This is a genomic window from Pseudomonas sputi, from assembly GCF_021603585.1.
Lineage (GTDB): Bacteria > Pseudomonadota > Gammaproteobacteria > Pseudomonadales > Pseudomonadaceae > Aquipseudomonas > Aquipseudomonas sputi.
The window spans coordinates 1-18749 of record NZ_BQHI01000017.1; the positions used below are offsets into that span (position 1 = coordinate 1).

Here is an 18749-nt window from a genome sequence, read left to right on the forward strand (position 1 = left end):
GTGGCGTTACGCGCAACATTGATCGTGCTGCCGACCTTTCTGCTGGTGCTGATCGACCCGGCCAGCTACCTGCCGATCATCCTCAAAGCCGTCAGCCTCGGCCAGCAGAGCACCACCACCCGCACGCATCACGCCGGGCGCGAACTGCTCGGTTCGACCTTGCTCGGCGGGCTGCTGGCGGTGTTGTTCTGGTGCGCGCTGAGCCTGTTCGTGCACCTGTGGATGTTCTTTCTGTGGATGCTGCTGTTCGGGCTGTTGGTGGCGCGCAAACTCTATCGACTGCACCCGACACAACTGACGCCGGGGTTCTGGCTCAACACCCTGATCACCATGATCATCCTGCTCGGCCAATCAGTGGAAGACAGCGCAGCGGGCAAAGACGTCTACACCGCCTTCGCGGTGCGCATGGGGTTGTTCATTCTGGTGACGCTCTACAGCGGTGTGATGATGCACCTGCTCGTCGCGCACCGGGAAAGCCGTCAGGGCGTGACCTGATAACCCCGCCCTTGCAGGCAACCGGTGTAGGCGCTTGAACTGGCTGAAGCATCGGTCCGCCGTTGCTCACGCCGATCCTGCCGCTGCCGCGCACCGCCAACCACCGCACCCGCCGCAGCGGTCTGCTTGGCGCGGTCCTGGCGGTAATCCTGCTTGCGGTCATCGTCCACGGCTTCGTAGAACTCGTCGTGCTGACGCCCGCGCACCTCAGCGGCGGTGGCGCCGGCCGCGGCACCCACTGCGGCGCCCTTCAACCGACCGCCGGCTTGCGGTGTCGACGTGGTTGAGGTGGACGCGATGGAGTGGCAGTCGTTGATGTCGATCTGGGTTTGTTGAGAGGTCTGGCCCTTGAGCGGGACGACGGATTCAGCGCTGGCCTGTGTGGCGCACAAGCACGCTGCGATGAACAGTGAATGGCGGAACATGATGACCTCCGACGCGGCGGGGTTGCCTGTGGGGCGGGGTAATCTGGGAGTGTAGTTCACGGGGGTTCACAACTCCGGGCGAACGCATCAATGGTTCACACTCCGCTTGTTGGGTACCATCCCGACACGCCAATCTTTGTGTCCCGCATCCCGATGAAACTACTTAGCCGAATCATGGCTTTCGTGAAACCCGCAAGACGAAAGCTTTTTGCCGGTTACAGCGAGCAAGCGCTCAAGACCCGATTCGCCTCACCGTTACCAAGCGCCAGCCTGCCGAAACTATCGACGGTGGTATCTGTAGCAGCGTCCGGGATCAATGCTTATTACAGCTCCCTTCTGATGGTCGCCGATGACCTTTGCAAGTTTCAGCGACTGGTGGAATCACATTTCCAAAAGATCGACGAGCGCAGATTCAAAGACCTGACCGCTTTTGAATATGAAGATGTCACGAAACAAGAGCTGTTGATTTACTTCCCCTCCACCACCGAGTTCAACGCGCTGACCATTCGTATCTTGACCAACAGCGTCGAGTTTCTGAGTAGCCTTGGAAATCAGACCTTTTGCGTGCCTCCGCCCTGGATTGCTTTCGACGATTACCCCGCGTCGTGGTGGGGCGGCAATATGCAGGGCACGCAGAGTTTCTATAACGACAACTACTTTCTTCCGTATTTCATCCGACTCGGTGACGCTGAGAAACAAGCGTACTTTGCAAGATTCCAGGCCCCTACCGAGTGGATTGAACAGTTAGCGCTGATGTATGTCGACGGATGTTGAACCCTGAAGGACAGCCATTCACGTCTCCCGTCAGACGTCTTCCCGCACCCGCCGAACCTGCACCAACAACGCCGGCGCAAAGTGCAGCACCACCATTCGCGCCAGATGGTGGGTCAAGATAAACACCACATTCAGCCCGCCGGCGAACGCCACAATCGCGATGGTTTCGATGGCCCCCGGCATGTAGGCGAGCCACAGCGACAACGCATCGCTGCCCAGCAACCGCGCCGCCGCCAATGCAAAAACCGCCGCGACCAAAATCATCAAACCCACCGACACCAATGCCGTGCGACCATGACGTCCCAGTTCCGCGAGGCCCAACCCCTGGAATCGGGAGCCGATCCGCACACCCAGAATCAGCGCCGCCAGATTCAGGCTCCAGTCCGGCATTTGAAAGCCCTGCAGCCACCCTGATTTCACAAACACGGCGGTGATGATGATTGCTGTCAGCATGAACGGCGCCGGCACGCCAACGGCCAGCAGCAAACGCCCGATCACCACGCTCAAAACGATCACCGACAGCACGGTCAGCGCCATGCCCGTGGACAGCGGCTCGACTTCGGCCACTGCAACCGGTGCTGTTCCGGGAATCAGCAAACTCACCAGCACCGTAATCAACAGCAGGCGCATCAAGTGCACGATGATCACCTTGCTCGACGCCTGATGCGACTCCAACAAATCGAACACCGCCGCCAGCGCACCCGGATATACCGCCAGCAAGGCATCCGTTCGATTCCACCCTGCCCCGCGCGACAGCCACCATGCGGCCAGCGCCACTTGCACGGCCAGGCACAGCAGCAACACGCCGAGGCTCGGCAACATCGTCGAAACGGTCGCGCTGTCCCACGCTTCGAACATCAACCCGGTGGCGATGCCCAGCGTGACCTGGATATAGCCCAGACCATAAGGCGTCGCCGGTGCGATGCCAAATTTAGTGACGACAAGGGCGGTGACAAGGATTGAGCCCAACAGCAACCCGTGGGGCACACCTTCGAACTGCAACAGCGCGCCGAACCCGGCAGCAATCAACAAACACAGAGTGGATTTCATCGTCGCCTTCCTGGCTATTCAATTTGAGTCAGGCGCGCAACCGTCCAATCGCCCGCCGATATTTTTCGACCCGCTCCAGATCCTCCCAGCTCGGCGAGGCAATCCGCGACAGATCGCTGTTCTCTTCCAGATCCGCCAATTTCACCACCCGCCCGATCGGGTTCTGCGCCGCGCGCTCGACGAAGTCCTCGTAGGACTCGCCCGGCACTTTGGTCACCGATTCGATGGCGGACAAAACGGCTTCGCTGAAGCCTTCCTTGCGCAAATCCTCCAGGCTGATGCCGCAGTCCTCGACCACATCGTGCAGCACCGCGACGATGCGTTCTTCCAGGCTGCTCATGCGCAACATGACCTTCAGCGGATGCAAAATGTACGGCGCACCGCCCTTGTCCACCTGCCCCGCGTGGGCCGTGGCAGCAATCGCGATGGCGCGTTCCAGTGTCTGGGTCATGGGGTTTCCTCGGGTCAGACGCCGTACCGGCCGCCAATATAGAAGTGACGCTTGAACCAGCGCCCAATCGCCTGCAAACGCCCGGTTGGCTGCGCCGGCTCGGCGTACCGCTGAAGGATCAGCGAGACCAGATCAGCCTGACTCTCCCCCGAATGCGCGTCCATCAATTCGGCCACCCAAGCGCATCCGGCCTTCTTCAAATGCTCCCGCCATTCACCGGGCCAGCCATCCAGCTCATCCAGCGCCAACCACCGCGCACCACCCTGCTCGACATGCCCGCCGCCAATCGATTGCTCGAAGCAGAACGGGGTGGCCGGGCGGGACAGGTCGAGGCTGAAGATGTAGATGTCCTGGGTTTTGTGCTGCGGCGTGGGGGCGTTGTTGCGGCTGCCGATCTGAATCATGCGCGGGTCCGTCCCTGGCGAGGCGTTACAAACTGTTTCATGTATACCTTCACGGATTCACCCCGCCATGGCAAATCAAAAATCAACTGAACCGCCCCCATCAACGTCCGGAGACGCTCCAAAATTTCCGCCCTGCACATAGGCCGTCCATGAACTTTTCTTTAAAATGATGTCAATGCGATATCGCTGTTTGTCCTCAGGCATACGGCCCCCCCCCAGCGTCAGGCTGTTTCCTGACAATCATGGAAGCCCCCCCGATGAGACTGATTCTCGTGATGTTATTGATGTTGAGCGGCTACGCGCACGCCGGTTGTGAAAACATCAAGGACGATGACCAACGCAACTATTGCAAGGCCAAGGAAGGCTGGGGTGGCTGCCAGAACATCAAAAATGATGACATGCGCAACGCCTGCAAATCTGAAGCCGAGGGTAGCGATAGCTGTGGGAACATCCGAGACGATGATCAGCGCAATCTCTGCAAAGGCAAGAGAGGCATCGACAGCTGCGCGAACATTCACGACGATGACCTGCGTAACTTGTGCAGGGCACAACAAGGTCGGGGTGGCTGCCAGAACATCAAAAACGATGAGATGCGCAGAGACTGCAGAGCCACGACCAATGGCTGAAGGTTGCCGCTGACGCCGCAGCCACCAGGAGTCACTCCGGTCCGGTCATCTCGAGAATGATGTTTGCCTGCCTCTGGCACGAGGCGGGCACTCGGGATTGACCGCCCCGGTATACTCCCCCGCCATGCTTGCCCTGCATGACGCCTCAACCTGGAAAGGACACCGATGAGCAGTATTCCACTCTCCGAACAGATGGGCGCAATGGCCTTGGTCGATGAGTTGCGCCATCAGCGCAAACAGGTTCAGGAACACCTCGACCTGCCGCGACGCCGAGCCGAAATTGCCGAGCAAATTCGCACCTATTACCAGAACCACAACATCGCATTCGACGACAACCTGATCGAGCAAGGCGTGCGTCAGGTGTTTGCGCGTCGCCTGCTGCTGGAAATACCGCCCACGGGTGCCATCGACACCTGGCTGGTCAACTTGTTAGTCCGGCGTTCCAGTGTGTTCAAAACGCTGCGAACCTCTGCCCTGGTGCTGTTGGTCATTGCCTTCGCGGTCTACAAATTCACCAGCCCGACGGTTTACAGTCCGGCCGAAGTGCGCAAGGTCAGCACCGCCGCCGCGATGGTCCGCGATGATCGCAAAAAGCTGTTCCTGGAAGTGGACAAGCAGCGTGGCGCCGTAGAGGCCCTGGCTCGAAGGCTGGCCGAACAACCGGACCCGCACGCCAGCGTATTGCTGCAGCGCGCCCGAAGTGCGTTGCCGGCTACCGACGTGCGCACGTCTATCGGCCTTTCCGAACCCGTCACATCGGCAAACGCAGCCGCGATCGATACCCGCGTCAAAGAACTCGAGGAGGGCCGGTATGCGATCAACCGGTCTCTGAGCGATGTTGAAAACAACGTGAAGTACGCCCGACGTATCCTCGACACTCGCAATGACCTTGAAACAATGCTGCAAGACCCGCAGTTTGCACTCGGGATTGCCCACTCCAGCAATCTGGACCAGCGCCTGACGGAAATCGACCAGTTGCTCAAGCAAGTCAACGACTACGACAGTCACCAGGATGCACAAGATGCGTACAACGATCTGCGTAGCGATCTCTGGGACTATGAACAAGACATGCTCAAACTGCAGTCGAAGCGCTACCGCTCGCTGAAAGAGCGCATCACCTCCCGCTGGGTACCGGATGAAATCCGAACCCAGTTGCGCAGAAAAGTCGAAGTCATCCACCAGGTCCTGAAAGCCGGTGACTCGACGGCCGCCGAGCGAAAAATCAATCATCTGATCAGCTCGATGAAAGATGCAGGCTACTGGCGCCGCTGGGGTGGTTCGGGAGAATGACAGATTGAAAAGGACACCCCCCATGAGCAGCACCGCACTCTCCGAGCAACTGACGGCGATGGCGTTCATCGACAAATTGCGCCATGAGCAAAAGCAGATTCAGGATCATCTGGACCTGCCCAGCCGCCGCGCGGACATCGCCGAGCGCATCCGCGCCTACTACATCAGCAACGCCATCGGGTTCGATGACAAACTGATCGAACAGGGTGTGCGGCAATTTTTCGCCCATCGATTGGTGCTGGAAACACCGGCGCTCAACGGGTTCGATGCGTGGCTGGTCAAGTGGCTCTGCCGCCGCGGCGCTTCGCCGGCGAGCGTCAAACCGGCAAACAGACGCCGGTGGCCGCTCATGCTGCTGATCCTGTTATCCAGCGCGCTGACCCTGTGGGCGACTCACCACTACAAGGATGCCGGGAGAGTTGACGGCGTCGTCAAAAATGCCGGGACGTTGCGCGACAGAAGTTTCCAGTTGAACGAGAAAATGCAGTCAATCACCAAACGTCTAGCGGTGTTGCGCAAGAGCAACGCCGAGCACCCGAACGCGAACGTCGGCCGTTTGCTCCAGCATGCGCAGTCCAGAGTGCCCGCCAGCGCTTTTCGCACGGATCTCGGGGTGGATATAAAAATCACCAAGGACAATCTGGACCTGATGGAATCGCAGGTCATGGCACTCAACGCGCAGCAATGGCGGTTCGACGCCGACTCTGAACAGATCTACATCGACATGAAGTATGCCGGTGCAATCATCTGGATGCGCCAGACCCTGCGTGACATCCGCCAGGACCCGAAGAATGTCGCCAGGATCGAACAGTCCAGCAGTCTGAAACAGCGACTGACCCTGCTCGGGCAACAGCTTGAGCGCATCAACAACGAGAAGACTTACGGCGATGCGTTCTCCACGTTCCGCGATATCGACGATGAGCTGTTTGGCCTCAGTCTATAAACCACCGACTGCCTGCCCCCCCCACGAAAGGACTCCTGATGCGCAGCATTTCACTCTCGGAACAAATGAAGGTCGTAGCCCTGATCGACGAACTGCGGTATCAGCGCAAGCAGGTCCAGGAGCACCTCGACCTGCCTCGCCGCCGCGCAGAGATCGCCGAGCGCATCCGTGCCTATTACCTGAGCCAGGACCTGCCCGTGGACGACGACCTGATCGAACAGGGCGTGCATCAATTCTTTGCCCGGCGCTTGATTCTCGAGGCGCCGCCAACCCATCCTGTCGACTCGTGGCTGATCAGGACGCTGGTTGATCGGCAGATGCTGGCCGGTCGCATTCGACGCCTGCTGCCTAGGTTCGGGATCCTGCTGCTGTTGGGAGTCGTACTCGGGGGTGGCCTGCTGTTGCAAAAGCAGTGGGCTTCCGGCGGGGACGACCTGAAGCTTATTGAAGTCAAATTAGCTGCGCATAATTTGTCCGGCAGTCTGCGCGATCAGAACACAGAGCTTGAGAAGCTTCGGACGCTGCTGGCAAAGGTTCAGCACGAAAACGCACAACTGCCGGACGAAACCGCGACCCGCCTGCTCCAGCGTGCCGAACAGAAACTCCCGGCTCGCGGCCTGCAGACCGGTATCAGCAGTAACACCCAAGTCACCCGCGATAACGTCCTGGCCCTGGACTCGCAGATCAACGACCTTGAGCGGCAACGTCTGCAATTGAATCGGGACACCTACGCGGCCGACAAAGACATCCAGCGCGCCAGCGGTATTCTCGGCACACGCCGAAAGGTCCAGGAATTACTGAAAGATCCGAAACGTGCCGCCGCCATTGCCCAGTCGAGCAACCTCGATGAACGCTTGGCCGAGATTGATCTGGCGCTGAAAAACATGGATGACGATCAGGGGGCGGCGAATGCCGCTTACTGGGAGCTGTCGCGTGATCTGTTCGGCGATACCAGCCTGTTGGAGTTGCAGACCAGCCGCTTCCAGGGCTTGCGGGCACGGATTGAACGTAAGGAATTTCCAGCGGAACTACGCGAATCCTTGCAGTCGCGCCTGCAGGAAATCGAAACCGACCTGAACAAGGGCGACTCGAACGCCGCCGAGAAAAAAATCACTCAGACACGACAAAAACTCAGGGCAGCAGGCTATTGGTCGCTGTATTGACCAGGCCGACTTTCAGCCTGCAATTTCCTCCCTTGACCCGCGACTCAACAGGTACAGCAATGACCTCAACCACCCAGAACAAGGCGTCATCGACCAGTCAATCGACCGCCAGACAGACGCCGGCCCACAGTGCCAAAGACTACGAAGACATCCGCCAGGAATGCAGGGAAAAACTGCGCGCCTACAGTGAAAACGAAGCCTATGTCTTCCTGCGCGATCGAGCCTATGGCACCGACCAATACGCGTTCGGCTTTTTCCAGCGCTGGCTCGACGGCCTGCTGGCCAAACGCATCAACTACGCTGGCAATCGCCAGAACGAGCTGATGCTGCTGGCGATGCAGGCGCGCAATGAAGAGCTGCACGGCAAGCCGGCCCGCTGAGCATTATCTTTGCCCCCCCAGAACAGACGACACCACGTAAGGACACTCGATGACCAACTACCTCGAACGGGCACTCACGGGTCTGCGCACGATCGGCATCAACCTGTTTCAACCGGTTCACGATGCACCAGTGCTGGTCCTGCTCGACCGCGTCGCTCAGTACGACAACAGCAAAGTCACCGCCATCGCTTCAGTACTGCAGCAGTCGACCGCGTTCAACAGCATGGTCCGCGAGCAGATTGAAGGCATGGACATTTCCACGCGCTTCATGGACATCACCCAGCGCTTCACCTCGATCCGTGAAGACGCTTCGTCCATGGCCGAATGGATGGACGACGGCCGCCTCGACACCCTGGAAAAACTCAAGCTGAACTGGATGAACCTGCGCCGCGGCTCGATTCCCAGCCGCTTCAATGACATCCGCGAAAGCTACTTGCAGGTGTGCAAATCGGCCAATGACCAGATTGCCCGGGAAAGCGTGGTACTTGAGGCGTACATGGATTTCCGGATGGCAATGAAAGCCGCCGAAGTCGACGCCCAGCAAGTTCTGGCAGTGGCCGGCAAAGCGCTGGAGCAACGCACTCAAGCGCTGAACGACGCCAGTGCTCTGGTCTCCGCTGCCGAGACTTCCGAGCCGGCCCGGCGCGCCAGTCTGGAGCTGCAACGCGATGAAGCCGTACGTGCCTTGCAGGATGAAGACAAGCGCTACCAGATCGTCAAGGACATTGCCGATGATTTGAAGGTCGGGTACAACACTGCTGAAATGGTGTTTGCCCGGATCAATCAGGTGCATGTAATCAAGGAGCGCCAGTATCAGCGCATGGTCTCGTTCTTTTCCACCAACGAAGTGGTACTGACCGGCCTCGCCGTATCCTTCACCAGCAACAGCGGCCTGGCCGAAGCGACCCACACACTCAACGCCACCACCGAAGGCATCAGCAAAGGGCTCGAAACGCTGGGCTCTGCCGGCAATCAACAGATTGAAGCGGCGGTCAAAGCCAGTTACGGCTCGACCATCAAGGTCGATTCGGTTCGCGCACTTGCCGATGCGACCCTGAGCTTCCAGACCGACATGCAGAGCCTGACCGACAGCTACCGCGCCGAATCAAGCAATGCCGCCCGTGACATTGCCGATGCCGTGGAAGATGCCAAGCGCAAGTTTGCAGCGCTGCTGAGCAAGGCGGCCTGACGTCTCCAATGCAAAAAACGCCGATGCCCGCTCAGGCATCGGCGTTCAAGCACGTTGAAGGTTTACGCATATTAAAAAGGGACACCCTCAGGTGTCCCTTTTTGCATTTGGGGCAAACAGATCAATCAACGCTTCATGGCTTCGCACTGATTGCGCAGGTCCGAATCATGGATGCTCGAACAAGTGCTGCCCTTCTTCGCCTCACAAAAGGCACGCTGGTCGCTGTCATGGATGCTGGAACAGGTACTGCCTTTCTCAGCCTCACATGTTGCGCGCAAATCCGAATCATGAATGCTCGAACACGTACTGCCCTTTTTGGCCTCGCAGTAAGCGCGCTGGTCGCTGTCGTGAATGCTCGAACAAGTACTGCCCTTCTCGGCCTCACATGTCGCGCGCAAATCCGAATCATGAATGCTCGAACACGTGCTGCCGTTTTTCGCCTCGCAGTAAGCGCGCTGGTCGCTGTCGTGGATGCTGGCACAACCGGCAAATGCGTAACCGCTGAACAGCAACAACATCGCAAGAATCAGTTTCATCTCACACTTCCTTGGGTTTGCCGGGAAACAGCCAGGCACTGGTTGATCCGTTCGAAATGAGCGTCGCGACACGCTATCAAATTGACATCGTTTTTGAGGAAAGTTCCGGGGCGGGGATGGGTGCTGGATTTTGGGATCTGAAAAACGCGTAGGAAATGGCCGCGCGTGGTGAGGGAGCTTGTTCTTGAGGGGTTGCGAAGCGGTTCCAAACCCGGCAAGTCATTTTTCCCTGATACTTCGCAGCTCTTGATTTACGGCGGTTTCGCCGTTTACCGGGAGCAAAATCGCTGGCCACACGTGGGATTTCGCGTCCTACAGGCTGATTGCGACGCTGGGGATCGGTGCCTAGAGTGAGTCTGTCGCTGAACGAATTTGGCGATAGGGTTTCGCAGCCCTTAAGATTGACACCCTGTTCCGTCTGGCACGGCCGACTCCCGGCTGCGCAAATTTTATGGCGGTTGTGCGTGGGAGACCTTCGGGTCTGCCGGGTCTTGGTGTTAATCCTCCGGTCTGCGAACCCGCGCATAGCTGCCACCCATTTTGTTTCGCAGCAGGACGGTGGCAATTCTTCTAAACAAAGGATTAACACCATGACGACACCGAAACTTATGCGCCACTGTGCAAACATGTCCCACCCTGCCACCGATCACCCTGTCCTGCTCATCGACGCCGACACCCCACTGCGCGACTTACATGCCTGCCTCAGTGAACGCCTGAATGCCGTCCTCAAATTTCTCGATCTCATGGCCTGTATTCACTTACCTGACCATGCTGAACATGACATCAACACAGTCACCACCATCGCCAGAATCATGGTGCAAGACGTGAGTGATGTGTTTCGAGTTATAGAGCAACGAGGATTTGATGTCGTAGGCTAGAAAACTTGAAGGTGACAGACTCATACAAATAGATCTGTCACCTTTTCTGCAGTCACCTTTTCTGCATGTCACAGCAATCACTCCCTACCATTCTGCTCTTTCAACAACACCGTCATAGTGGCAAGTTTTTTATCAACATCAACGATACTGAAAGTAAACGACCGCGCCCCCACTTCAAAGTTTCGACTCCACCCCTTGGTTACTTTTACCGTATACAAAGGAGACTCCGGCGTCTGAACGTCTATAAGAAAACTCGAATACCCTTCACCGCCCGATGCTGACTTTACATATACACTAAACGGCAAAGTACTTTCTTTCAGGCCCTGCCCTACATTCAAGATACGGGTCTTGTTTATAGGCTTTGTCACAGTGCTTTCTGGTGACTTGACTTCCACTTGTTGCTTTGCTTTTTCAAGTTCGGAAATACGCTTTTCAAGGGAAATTATTTTCTCGCCAAACACACCATCAACATTAGGCGTATTTTTTACAGCACTAAAATCTTGGCCCCAGATCCGAAAAACAACACCATTTGATTCGGAATACCAGAGCATGCATGCCACCGTTGCGATACTCAGGAACAGAAAAAACAAAGCAACAGGCAAGGTTAATTGTTTCCAGAAGGCACCATTTTCCATTTCGTCTTCCCTTACAAAAAATCCAAATTTTCAGTCGACGATCAAAAATTCGCCGGCGTATTCGCACTAATAATCTCCGCCTCATCCGCTCCAATATTCCGGAACTTATGCGGCAGCGTCGTCGGAAAGTAATACCCATCCCCCGCACTCAACACGCTCACCTGCCCATCCACCGTCAACTCGACCGTGCCACGAGTGACAAGCCCACACTCCTCACCCTCAGCATGAACAATCGGCTCTTCCCCCGAACTCGCGCCCGGGGCGTATTGCTCGCGCAGCAAACGCATCTGGCGGCTGGGGACCGAGGCGCCGATGAGCAGCAGGCGCAGGCCGTGGCGGCCGAGGTCGGGTTGTTCGTTGGCGCGGAAGACGTATTGGTGTTCGCGGGGGGGCTGGTCGAAGGTGAAGAAGTCGGCCAGGGACATCGGGATGCCTTCGAGCAGCTTTTTCAGTGAGCTGACGGAAGGACTGACACGATTCTGTTCGATCAGGGAGATGGTGGCATTGGTCACGCCGCTACGCCGGGCCAGCTCGCGCTGGGAGAGTTTGTAGCTTTCGCGTACTAGTTTGAGTCGAGAACCCGTATCCATGACAGCCTTATGTGAGAACGACTTAAGGGCAATGGGGGTGGGTGGCGGGTGCCGCGCGAGGCGCGCGGATCACGTTGCTCCCGTGTCCCGGAACCGTGAAAGGCGGCTATTAAATCACGTTTGTCGGTGTTGCTCAGCAGGTTCGATGGACGGCACAAGAAAAAGCCGGCGGCGCCCTTTTTGGGGCCACCGCCGGGGAGGTAACTCAGATGCCGAAACGGTCGCGCAGCGAGTAGTACACGGCGCCGAGGGCGGTCAACGGGGCCGAAAAGGTGCGGCCCCCGAGCATTGGCATGTGTGGCAGGGAGGCGAAGGCGTCGAAGCGTTCGGCGTCGCCGCGGATCATTTCCGAGATCAGTTTGCCGGCCAGGTGCGAGCAGGTGACGCCGTGGCCGCTGTAGCCCTGCATGTAGTAGGCGTTTTTCTCGATGCGGCCGAATTGCGGCATGCGGGACATGGTCAGCAGGAAGTTGCCGGTCCAGCGGTAGTCGATTTTCACGTCCTTGAGTTGCGGGAAGGTCTTGAGGATCTTCGGGCGGATCAGGGTTTCGATGTCGTCCGGTTCACGGGCGCCGTAGACCACGCCGCCGCCGTAGAGCAGACGGTTGTCGGCGGTGAGGCGGTAGTAGTCGAGCAGGTAGTTGCAGTCTTCGACGCAATAGTTGTTGGTGATCAGGCTGCGGGCCTGTTTCTCGGTCAGCGGTTCGGTGACGCAGATCTGCGAGCCGCACGGCATGCTTTTGGCGGTCACGCGGTTGTCGAGGCCTTGCGGCAGGTAGGCGTTGCCGGCGATCAGCAGGTACTTGGCGCGGACCTGGCCTTTGGCGGTGCGCACGACGTTGGGTTCGCCGTATTTGATTTCCACGGCAGCGGACTGCTCGTAGATCTTGCCGCCCAGACGCACGATGGCCGCGGCTTCACCGAGGGCCAGGTTCAGCGGGTGAATGTGGCCCCCCTGCATGTCCAGCAGGCCGCCGACGTAGGCGTCGGAGCCGACTTCGCGACGAATGTCCGCAGCGTCGAGCATCTTCAGGTTTTTATTGCCGTAACGTTCCCAGCTACGTTTTTGTTCGGCGAGCCCCTTGAGCTGCTTGTTATTCATCGCTGCGAAAATGCCACCCGGGCGGTAGTCGCATTTGATGTCGTATTCCTTGATGCGCGAACGGATGATGTCGGCGCCTTCGAAGATCATGCTACCGAGGATTTCGGCGGTCTTGTCGCCGTAGCGCTCTTCGATCACGTCGACGTCGCGGCTGTAGGAGTTGACCAGTTGACCGCCGTTGCGACCGCTGGCGCCGTAGCCGACTTTTGCCGCTTCCAGCACCGTCACCTTGTAGCCGGCTTCGCTCAGGAACAGCGCCGAGGACAGCCCGGTATAGCCGGCGCCGATGATGCAGACATCGCAGTCCACCGACTCTTCAAGCGTCGGGAAGTCGATGACTTCGTTGCGGGTGGCCGCGTAATAACTGTTGACGTGTTGTTGTTTCATTTTTTTGTTCTCCGAGGGCCGCCGGTTGCAGGCGACCACCGCTGTAAAAGAGTCAGAGCTTGATCCAGGTCGCTTTCAGCTCGGTGTACTTGTCGAACGCGTGCAGCGATTTGTCGCGACCGTTGCCCGACTGTTTGAAGCCACCGAACGGCGCGGTCATGTCGCCGCCGTCGTACTGGTTGACCCACACGCTGCCGGCGCGCAGGCCACGGGCGAAGGTGTGGGCCTTGCTCAGGTTGCTGGTCCAGACCCCGGCGGCGAGGCCGAAGATGCTGTCGTTGGCGATGTGCAGCGCTTCTTCAACGGTGTCGAAGGTGATCAGCGACAGCACCGGGCCGAAGATTTCTTCCTTGGCGATGGTCATCGCGTTGGTCACGCCGTCGAAAATCGTCGGCTCGATGTAGGTCCCGCCGGTTTCTTCGAGGGTGCGCTGACCGCCGGCAATCAGCTCGGCGCCCTGCTCCCGGCCGAGGCTGATGTAGCGCAGCACGTTGTCCAGTTGACGCTGATCGACCACGGCGCCGACCGTGGTCGCAGGATCGAGCGCGTGACCCGGTTTCCACGCTTGCAGCGCTTCGACCAGCAGCGGGATGAATTGCTCGCGGATCGAACGCTCCACCAGCAGGCGCGAACCGGCGGTGCAGACTTCGCCCTGGTTGAACGCAATGGCGCCGGCCGCCGCTTGTGCTGCCGCGCGCAAGTCCGGTGCGTCGGCAAACACCACGTTCGGGCTCTTGCCCCCTGCTTCGAGCCAGACGCGTTTCAGGTTGCTTTGGCCGGCATAAATCATCAGTTGCTTGGCAATCGCCGTGGAGCCGGTGAAGGCCAGCACATCGACGTCCATGTGCAGCGCCAGCGCCTTGCCGACGGTGTGGCCGAAGCCTGGCAGGACGTTGAACACGCCTTTGGGGATGCCGGCATCCAGCGCCAGTTGGGCGATGCGGATCGCGGTCAGCGGGGATTTTTCCGAAGGCTTGAGGATGAACGAGTTACCCGCCGCCAGCGCCGGGGCGAATTTCCAGCTGGCCATGATCAGCGGGAAGTTCCACGGCACGATCGCAGCAACCACGCCCGATGGCTCGCGGGTGACCAGGCCGAGTTGGTCGTGCGGGGTGGCGGCGACTTCGTCGTAGATCTTGTCGATGGCCTCGGCGCTCCAGCGGATCGCGTTGGCGGTCGCCGGGATGTCGATGCTCATCGAGTCGCTGATCGGTTTGCCCATGTCGAGGGTTTCGAGCAGCGCCAGCTCTTGCTGGTGTTGCAGGATCAGGTCGGCGAAGCGGATCAGGATGCGCTTGCGCTCGGCCGGGGCCTTGTTCGCCCACACGCCGGCGTTGAAGGATTGGCGCGCGGCTTCGACGGCGAGGTTGGCGTCGGCTTCATCGGTGCTGGCCACGGAGGCCAGGAAACGGCCGTCGACGGGGCTCAGGCATTCGAAGGTTTCGCCGCTGATGGCCGGGCGGTATTCGCCGTTGATGAAGGCGCGGGATTCGATATTCAGGGACTGGAAACGTTGTTCCCAGTCGTTGCGGGTCATGGTCATGGGGGGGGTGACTCACACATAAGAATTAGTGACCGATAAACCTGTGGGAGCGGGCTTGCCCGCTCCCACGGGGTTTTGCGGTGTTAGCGAGATCGTGCTTGAGCGTCAGACGGTATGCAGATACCAGTTGTACTCAAGGTCAGAGATCGAGTTTTCGAACTCGGCCAGCTCGCTTTCCTTGCACGCGACGAACACGTCGATGTACATCGGATCGATGTAGCGGGCCATGACTTCGCTGTCGTCCAGCTCGCGCAGAGCGTCGCGCAGGTTGTTCGGCAGGCTCTGTTCGTTCTGCTCGTAGCTGTTGCCTTCGACCGGGGCACCCGGTTCGATTTCGTTGGTCAGGCCGTGGTGAATACCGGCCAGCACGGAAGCCATCAGCAGGTACGGGTTGGCATCGGCACCGGCAACACGGTGCTCGATGCGCACGGCATCCGGCGAACCGGTCGGCACGCGGACGGCCACGGTGCGGTTGTCGATGCCCCAGCTCGGCGAGTTCGGCACGTAGAACTGTGCGCCAAAGCGGCGGTACGAGTTGACGTTCGGGCACAGGAAAGCCATTTGCGCAGGCAGGGTCTCCAGCACACCGCCGATCGCGTGGCGCAGCGCGGCGTTCTGCTCGGGATCCTCGCTGGCGAAGATGTTGTTGCCTTCCTTGTCCAGAATCGAAATGTGTACGTGCAGACCGTTGCCCGCCTGACCCGGATACGGCTTGGCCATGAAGGTGGTGTCCATTTCGTGGTCATAGGCGATGTTCTTCACCAGACGCTTGAGCAGGACCGCGTAGTCGCACGCCTTGATCGGGTCGGACACGTGGTGCAGGTTGACTTCGAACTGCGCCGGGGCGCTTTCCTTGACGATGGCGTCGGCCGGAATGCCCTGCTCTTTCGCGCCTTCGAGGATGTCTTGCAGGCAATCGACGTACTCGTCGAGGTCGTCGATCAGGTAGACCTGGGTCGACACCGGGCGCTTGCCCGACACCGGCGAACGCGGCGATTGCGGACGGCCGTTCACGTTGTCCTGGTCGATCAGGTAGAACTCGAGTTCGAACGCGGCGCAGATGGTCAGGCCCAGCGCGTCGAACTTGCGCACCACGTTGGCCAACACTTCACGCGGGTCGGCGAAGAACGGCTCGCCTTCCAGTTCGTGCATGGTCATCAGCAGTTGTGCGGTCGGGCGCTTCTGCCAGGGCTCGATGCTCAGGGTGCCAGGAATCGGGTAGCAGATGCGGTCGGCGTCGCCGATGTCCAGGCCCAGGCCGGTGCTTTCCACCGTGGAGCCATTAATGTCGAGGGCGAAGAGCGAGGCCGGCAAGTTGATGCCTTTCTCGTAAACCTTGTGAAGACTGGTGCGCTCGATGCGCTTGCCGCGCACCACACCGTTCATGTCTGCAATCAGAAGGTCGACGTACAAAACCTCAGGATGTTTCTTAAGGAATGCGTTTGCTTCGTTGAGTTGAACGGCACGCAGAGGGACCGACATGATGCACCTATTTAGCTGTTAATTATTATGTTCACTGCTGTTTCGCGGAGCCAGTCAACCCGAACGGCAAAGTGAAGTCAATAGCGAACACAGGGCCGCTCAGCGTTTATTTTTCGGGCTTTTTTTAACACTCGCGTGCCAATTCAGGCGCCAGAGCGCCGGTCTTGATGAAGATTTGATGAACGGCGTTTAGAATTTTTTACATGGGAGTTGTTAATTAAAATCAACGAGGCTAAGCTCCGGAAAAGCTCGTTCAAGTGTCAAACTTCGAGGTGAATAAAAATGGCATTCAAGCCATTGATCGGCGTTACTGCGTGCGTCAAACAGATTGGCCTGCACCCCTATCACATCAGCGGTGACAAATACGTTCGCGCTGTCAGCGTTGCGGCGCTGGGGTTGCCCGTCGTCATTCCTTCCCTTGGCAAACTGACTGAAATCGAAGACCTGCTGGGTCAGCTCGACGGTCTGTTGCTGACCGGCTCGCCGTCCAACGTGGAACCCTTCCACTATCAGGGCCCGGACAGCGCCCCCGGCACGGATCACGATCCGGCGCGGGACGCCACTACCCTTCCTCTATTGCGTGCAGCCATCGCGGCGGGCGTTCCGGTACTCGGCATCTGCCGCGGTTTCCAGGAAATGAACGTGGCGTTCGGCGGCAGCCTGCACCAGAAAGTGCATGAGCTGCCGGGCATGCTCGATCACCGCGAAGCCGACAGCCCGGACGTCGCCGTGCAATACGCCCCGGCCCACGCCGTGAAGGTATTGCCGGGCGGCGTGTTCGAAACCCTGGAGCTGCCGGGTGAATTCCAGGTCAACTCGATTCACAGTCAGGGCATCGACCGCCTCGCTCCCGGCCTGCGCGCCGAGGCCGTAGCGCCGGACGGCCTGATCGAGGCGGTCTCGGTGGAGCACAGCCCGACCTTCGCCCTCGGCGTGCAATGGCACCCGGAATGGCAGGTGCTGGACAACCCGAACTACCTGCGGATTTTCCAGGCGTTCGGCGAGGCCTGCCGCCAGCGTGCGGCGCGACGCAACCAGCGCTGACGCTACCCAACGATTGCAAAACCATTTACTGCCCCCGCGGGGTCGGCGGTTGCTCGTTTGCGCATCCGTCATCCGCGATCAGCAACACACCGCGAAAACAAAAAGCACCACCCGGCAGCCAGGACGGCGGCGCCGAACAACCCGCACGGTGCGGGTCTGCAATCCACTCTTAAGCCTGGCCGCGTTGGCCCGGCGACTGAAACCTGTTGGGAGTTTCACATGGCAAACGCCTCCAGCACTTACAGGAAGGCTCTTGAAGGTCATCAGCAACCGAAAAAGGTTCTGGTGAAGGTCGATCGAGTCACCAAGAAGTTCGACGAAACCACTGCGGTGGACGATGTGTCCCTGGAGATCCACCAGGGCGAAATCTTCGCCCTGCTCGGTGGCTCCGGCTCGGGCAAATCGACCCTGCTACGCATGCTCGCCGGTTTCGAACGGCCGACTGAAGGACGCATTCTGCTCGACGGTGTCGATATCACCGACATGCCGCCATACGAGCGGCCGATCAACATGATGTTCCAGTCCTACGCCCTGTTCCCGCACATGACTGTCGCGCAGAACATCGCCTTCGGCCTCAAGCAGGACCGTTTGCCGGCCAGCGAAATCGACGCCCGCGTCGAAGAAATGCTGCGCCTCGTCCACATGACCCAATACGCCAAGCGCCGCCCGCATCAACTCTCCGGCGGTCAGCGTCAGCGCGTGGCTCTCGCCCGCTCGCTGGCCAAGCGGCCGAAGCTGTTGCTGCTCGACGAACCGATGGGCGCACTGGATAAAAAGCTGCGTTCGCAAATGCAGCTGGAACTGGTGGAAATCATTGAGCGCGTCGGTGTGACCTGCGTGATGGTGACCCACGACCAGGAAGAGGCCATGACCATGGCCGAGCGCATCGCGATCATGCACCTGGGCTGGATCGCCCAGATCGGCAGCCCGGTCGACATCTATGAAGCGCCGGTCAGCCGCATGGTCTGCGAATTCATCGGCAACGTGAACGCCTTCGACGGCACCGTGGTCGAGGACCTTGAAGGTCACGCAATCATTCACAGCCCGGACTTGCAGCAAAAGATCTACGTCGGTCATGGCGTCAGCACTTCGGTGCAGGACAAGTCGATCACCTACGCGATCCGCCCGGAAAAAATGCTGGTCAGCACGATCAAGCCCGAGACTCGCTACAACTGGTCCGAAGGCAAGGTGCATGACATCGCCTACCTCGGCGGTCACTCGGTGTTCTACGTCGAGTTGCCGAGCGGCAAGATCGTCCAGTCGTTCATGGCCAACGCCGAACGCCGTGGCGCGCGGCCGACCTGGGACGACAAGGTCTACGTCTGGTGGGAAGACGACAGCGGCGTGGTACTGCGCTCATGA

General features: G+C 59.1%; 20 protein-coding genes and 1 pseudogene. 11 read left to right on the forward strand and 10 right to left on the reverse strand.

Annotated features, from left to right (window positions below):
• Positions 1 to 495 (forward strand): annotated as a pseudogene (locus L6D81_RS20500) (DUF2955 domain-containing protein); the annotation flags it as partial.
• Here L6D81_RS20500 and L6D81_RS20505 read toward each other — a convergent pair.
• Positions 480 to 920: a YMGG-like glycine zipper-containing protein gene (locus tag L6D81_RS20505; RefSeq protein ID WP_236181678.1), complete on the reverse strand. Its 441-nt coding sequence runs from the start codon at positions 918 to 920 to the stop codon at positions 480 to 482. The pseudogene L6D81_RS20500 and the gene L6D81_RS20505 sit on opposite strands and share 16 nt — an antisense overlap.
• 90 nt (positions 921 to 1010) lie before the next feature.
• Here L6D81_RS20505 and L6D81_RS20510 point away from each other — a divergent pair, with 90 nt between their 5' ends.
• Positions 1011 to 1694 (forward strand): hypothetical protein, encoded by a 684-nt coding sequence (locus tag L6D81_RS20510; protein ID WP_236181679.1) that lies wholly within the window; start codon positions 1011 to 1013, stop codon positions 1692 to 1694.
• 30 nt (positions 1695 to 1724) lie between these two features.
• Here the strand turns inward: L6D81_RS20510 and L6D81_RS20515 are convergent, their stop codons facing one another.
• From L6D81_RS20515 to L6D81_RS20525, 3 genes are read right to left on the reverse strand one after another with little or no spacing between them, the layout of a single operon-like run.
• Positions 1725 to 2744: an AbrB family transcriptional regulator gene (locus tag L6D81_RS20515; protein ID WP_236181680.1), complete on the reverse strand. Its 1020-nt coding sequence runs from the start codon at positions 2742 to 2744 to the stop codon at positions 1725 to 1727.
• Positions 2745 to 2772: 28 nt separating this feature from the next.
• Positions 2773 to 3195, reverse strand: a complete 423-nt coding sequence (locus L6D81_RS20520) for an HD domain-containing protein (protein ID WP_236181681.1) — start codon at positions 3193 to 3195, stop codon at positions 2773 to 2775.
• Between the two features lie 14 nt (positions 3196 to 3209).
• Entirely contained in the window at positions 3210 to 3599 is a 390-nt protein-coding gene (locus tag L6D81_RS20525) for a hypothetical protein (RefSeq protein ID WP_236181682.1), read from the reverse strand.
• A gap of 257 nt (positions 3600 to 3856) precedes the next feature.
• On the opposite strand from L6D81_RS20525, the gene L6D81_RS20530 reads away from it, so the two are divergent.
• The 6 genes from L6D81_RS20530 (at position 3857) to L6D81_RS20555 (ending at position 9190) form a co-directional block, all read left to right on the forward strand.
• Positions 3857 to 4225, forward strand: a complete 369-nt coding sequence (locus L6D81_RS20530; protein WP_236181683.1) for a hypothetical protein — start codon at positions 3857 to 3859, stop codon at positions 4223 to 4225.
• A 165-nt stretch (positions 4226 to 4390) separates the two neighbouring features.
• Positions 4391 to 5515 carry a DUF6384 family protein gene (locus L6D81_RS20535; RefSeq protein ID WP_236181684.1) on the forward strand — a complete coding sequence of 375 codons (1125 nt, stop codon included), beginning with the start codon at positions 4391 to 4393 and terminating at the stop codon, positions 5513 to 5515.
• Between the two features lie 22 nt (positions 5516 to 5537).
• A complete protein-coding gene (locus tag L6D81_RS20540) occupies positions 5538 to 6458 on the forward strand; it encodes a DUF6384 family protein (RefSeq protein WP_236181685.1) in 921 nt (306 codons plus the stop codon).
• 38 nt (positions 6459 to 6496) lie between these two features.
• Positions 6497 to 7621: a DUF6384 family protein gene (locus L6D81_RS20545; protein WP_236181686.1), complete on the forward strand. Its 1125-nt coding sequence runs from the start codon at positions 6497 to 6499 to the stop codon at positions 7619 to 7621.
• 59 nt (positions 7622 to 7680) lie between these two features.
• A complete protein-coding gene (locus tag L6D81_RS20550) occupies positions 7681 to 8001 on the forward strand; it encodes a hypothetical protein (RefSeq protein ID WP_119426536.1) in 321 nt (106 codons plus the stop codon).
• 49 nt (positions 8002 to 8050) lie between these two features.
• A complete protein-coding gene (locus tag L6D81_RS20555; protein WP_236181687.1) occupies positions 8051 to 9190 on the forward strand; it encodes a merozoite surface protein 3b in 1140 nt (379 codons plus the stop codon).
• A 125-nt stretch (positions 9191 to 9315) separates the two neighbouring features.
• Here the strand turns inward: L6D81_RS20555 and L6D81_RS20560 are convergent, their stop codons facing one another.
• On the reverse strand, positions 9316 to 9726 hold the full coding sequence (locus L6D81_RS20560; protein ID WP_236181688.1) for an MSCRAMM family adhesin SdrC: 411 nt from the start codon (positions 9724 to 9726) through the stop codon (positions 9316 to 9318).
• Between the two features lie 590 nt (positions 9727 to 10316).
• Here L6D81_RS20560 and L6D81_RS20565 point away from each other — a divergent pair.
• Complete coding sequence (locus tag L6D81_RS20565; protein ID WP_236181689.1) at positions 10317 to 10604, forward strand: fructose-bisphosphate aldolase; 288 nt, start codon at positions 10317 to 10319, stop codon at positions 10602 to 10604.
• Between the two features lie 77 nt (positions 10605 to 10681).
• On the opposite strand, the gene L6D81_RS20570 is transcribed toward L6D81_RS20565, so the two are convergent.
• The 5 genes from L6D81_RS20570 to L6D81_RS20590 all read right to left on the reverse strand — a co-directional run bounded on the left by L6D81_RS20570 (position 10682) and on the right by L6D81_RS20590 (position 16343).
• A complete protein-coding gene (locus L6D81_RS20570; RefSeq protein WP_236181690.1) occupies positions 10682 to 11239 on the reverse strand; it encodes a hypothetical protein in 558 nt (185 codons plus the stop codon).
• A gap of 41 nt (positions 11240 to 11280) precedes the next feature.
• Positions 11281 to 11829, reverse strand: a complete 549-nt coding sequence (locus L6D81_RS20575) for a cupin domain-containing protein (RefSeq protein WP_011333561.1) — start codon at positions 11827 to 11829, stop codon at positions 11281 to 11283.
• Between the two features lie 205 nt (positions 11830 to 12034).
• Positions 12035 to 13318: an NAD(P)/FAD-dependent oxidoreductase gene (locus tag L6D81_RS20580; RefSeq protein ID WP_236181691.1), complete on the reverse strand. Its 1284-nt coding sequence runs from the start codon at positions 13316 to 13318 to the stop codon at positions 12035 to 12037.
• A 52-nt stretch (positions 13319 to 13370) separates the two neighbouring features.
• Positions 13371 to 14861 (reverse strand): aldehyde dehydrogenase, encoded by a 1491-nt coding sequence (locus tag L6D81_RS20585; protein WP_236181692.1) that lies wholly within the window; start codon positions 14859 to 14861, stop codon positions 13371 to 13373.
• Positions 14862 to 14966: 105 nt separating this feature from the next.
• The gene (locus L6D81_RS20590) at positions 14967 to 16343 is read right to left on the reverse strand and encodes a glutamine synthetase family protein (protein ID WP_011333558.1); all 1377 of its coding nucleotides are present in this window, start codon (positions 16341 to 16343) and stop codon (positions 14967 to 14969) included.
• 282 nt (positions 16344 to 16625) lie between these two features.
• Here L6D81_RS20590 and L6D81_RS20595 point away from each other — a divergent pair, with 282 nt between their 5' ends.
• Together L6D81_RS20595 and potA are read left to right on the forward strand one after the other, a co-directional pair.
• Positions 16626 to 17387, forward strand: coding sequence for a gamma-glutamyl-gamma-aminobutyrate hydrolase family protein (locus tag L6D81_RS20595; protein ID WP_236181693.1), 762 nt, complete (start codon positions 16626 to 16628; stop codon positions 17385 to 17387).
• A 219-nt stretch (positions 17388 to 17606) separates the two neighbouring features.
• On the forward strand, positions 17607 to 18749 hold the full coding sequence (gene potA / locus L6D81_RS20600) for a polyamine ABC transporter ATP-binding protein (RefSeq protein ID WP_007957110.1): 1143 nt from the start codon (positions 17607 to 17609) through the stop codon (positions 18747 to 18749).

Excerpts from the sequence above, each read along its gene's own strand:
- L6D81_RS20520 (WP_236181681.1), bottom strand. The coding sequence starts at position 3,195 with ATGACCCAGACACTGGAACGCGCCATCGCGATTGCTGCCACGGCCCAC.
- potA (WP_007957110.1), top strand. The coding sequence starts at position 17,607 with ATGGCAAACGCCTCCAGCACTTACAGGAAGGCTCTTGAAGGTCATCAG.
- L6D81_RS20510 (WP_236181679.1), top strand. The coding sequence starts at position 1,011 with ATGGTTCACACTCCGCTTGTTGGGTACCATCCCGACACGCCAATCTTT.
- L6D81_RS20550 (WP_119426536.1), top strand. The coding sequence starts at position 7,681 with ATGACCTCAACCACCCAGAACAAGGCGTCATCGACCAGTCAATCGACC.
- L6D81_RS20580 (WP_236181691.1), bottom strand. The coding sequence starts at position 13,318 with ATGAAACAACAACACGTCAACAGTTATTACGCGGCCACCCGCAACGAA.
- L6D81_RS20525 (WP_236181682.1), bottom strand. The coding sequence starts at position 3,599 with ATGATTCAGATCGGCAGCCGCAACAACGCCCCCACGCCGCAGCACAAA.
- L6D81_RS20575 (WP_011333561.1), bottom strand. The coding sequence starts at position 11,829 with ATGGATACGGGTTCTCGACTCAAACTAGTACGCGAAAGCTACAAACTC.
- L6D81_RS20555 (WP_236181687.1), top strand. The coding sequence starts at position 8,051 with ATGACCAACTACCTCGAACGGGCACTCACGGGTCTGCGCACGATCGGC.
- L6D81_RS20590 (WP_011333558.1), bottom strand. The coding sequence starts at position 16,343 with ATGTCGGTCCCTCTGCGTGCCGTTCAACTCAACGAAGCAAACGCATTC.
- L6D81_RS20565 (WP_236181689.1), top strand. The coding sequence starts at position 10,317 with ATGACGACACCGAAACTTATGCGCCACTGTGCAAACATGTCCCACCCT.
- L6D81_RS20570 (WP_236181690.1), bottom strand. The coding sequence starts at position 11,239 with ATGGAAAATGGTGCCTTCTGGAAACAATTAACCTTGCCTGTTGCTTTG.
- L6D81_RS20560 (WP_236181688.1), bottom strand. The coding sequence starts at position 9,726 with ATGAAACTGATTCTTGCGATGTTGTTGCTGTTCAGCGGTTACGCATTT.
- L6D81_RS20595 (WP_236181693.1), top strand. The coding sequence starts at position 16,626 with ATGGCATTCAAGCCATTGATCGGCGTTACTGCGTGCGTCAAACAGATT.
- L6D81_RS20505 (WP_236181678.1), bottom strand. The coding sequence starts at position 920 with ATGTTCCGCCATTCACTGTTCATCGCAGCGTGCTTGTGCGCCACACAG.
- L6D81_RS20540 (WP_236181685.1), top strand. The coding sequence starts at position 5,538 with ATGAGCAGCACCGCACTCTCCGAGCAACTGACGGCGATGGCGTTCATC.
- L6D81_RS20545 (WP_236181686.1), top strand. The coding sequence starts at position 6,497 with ATGCGCAGCATTTCACTCTCGGAACAAATGAAGGTCGTAGCCCTGATC.
- L6D81_RS20515 (WP_236181680.1), bottom strand. The coding sequence starts at position 2,744 with ATGAAATCCACTCTGTGTTTGTTGATTGCTGCCGGGTTCGGCGCGCTG.
- L6D81_RS20530 (WP_236181683.1), top strand. The coding sequence starts at position 3,857 with ATGAGACTGATTCTCGTGATGTTATTGATGTTGAGCGGCTACGCGCAC.
- L6D81_RS20585 (WP_236181692.1), bottom strand. The coding sequence starts at position 14,861 with ATGACCATGACCCGCAACGACTGGGAACAACGTTTCCAGTCCCTGAAT.
- L6D81_RS20535 (WP_236181684.1), top strand. The coding sequence starts at position 4,391 with ATGAGCAGTATTCCACTCTCCGAACAGATGGGCGCAATGGCCTTGGTC.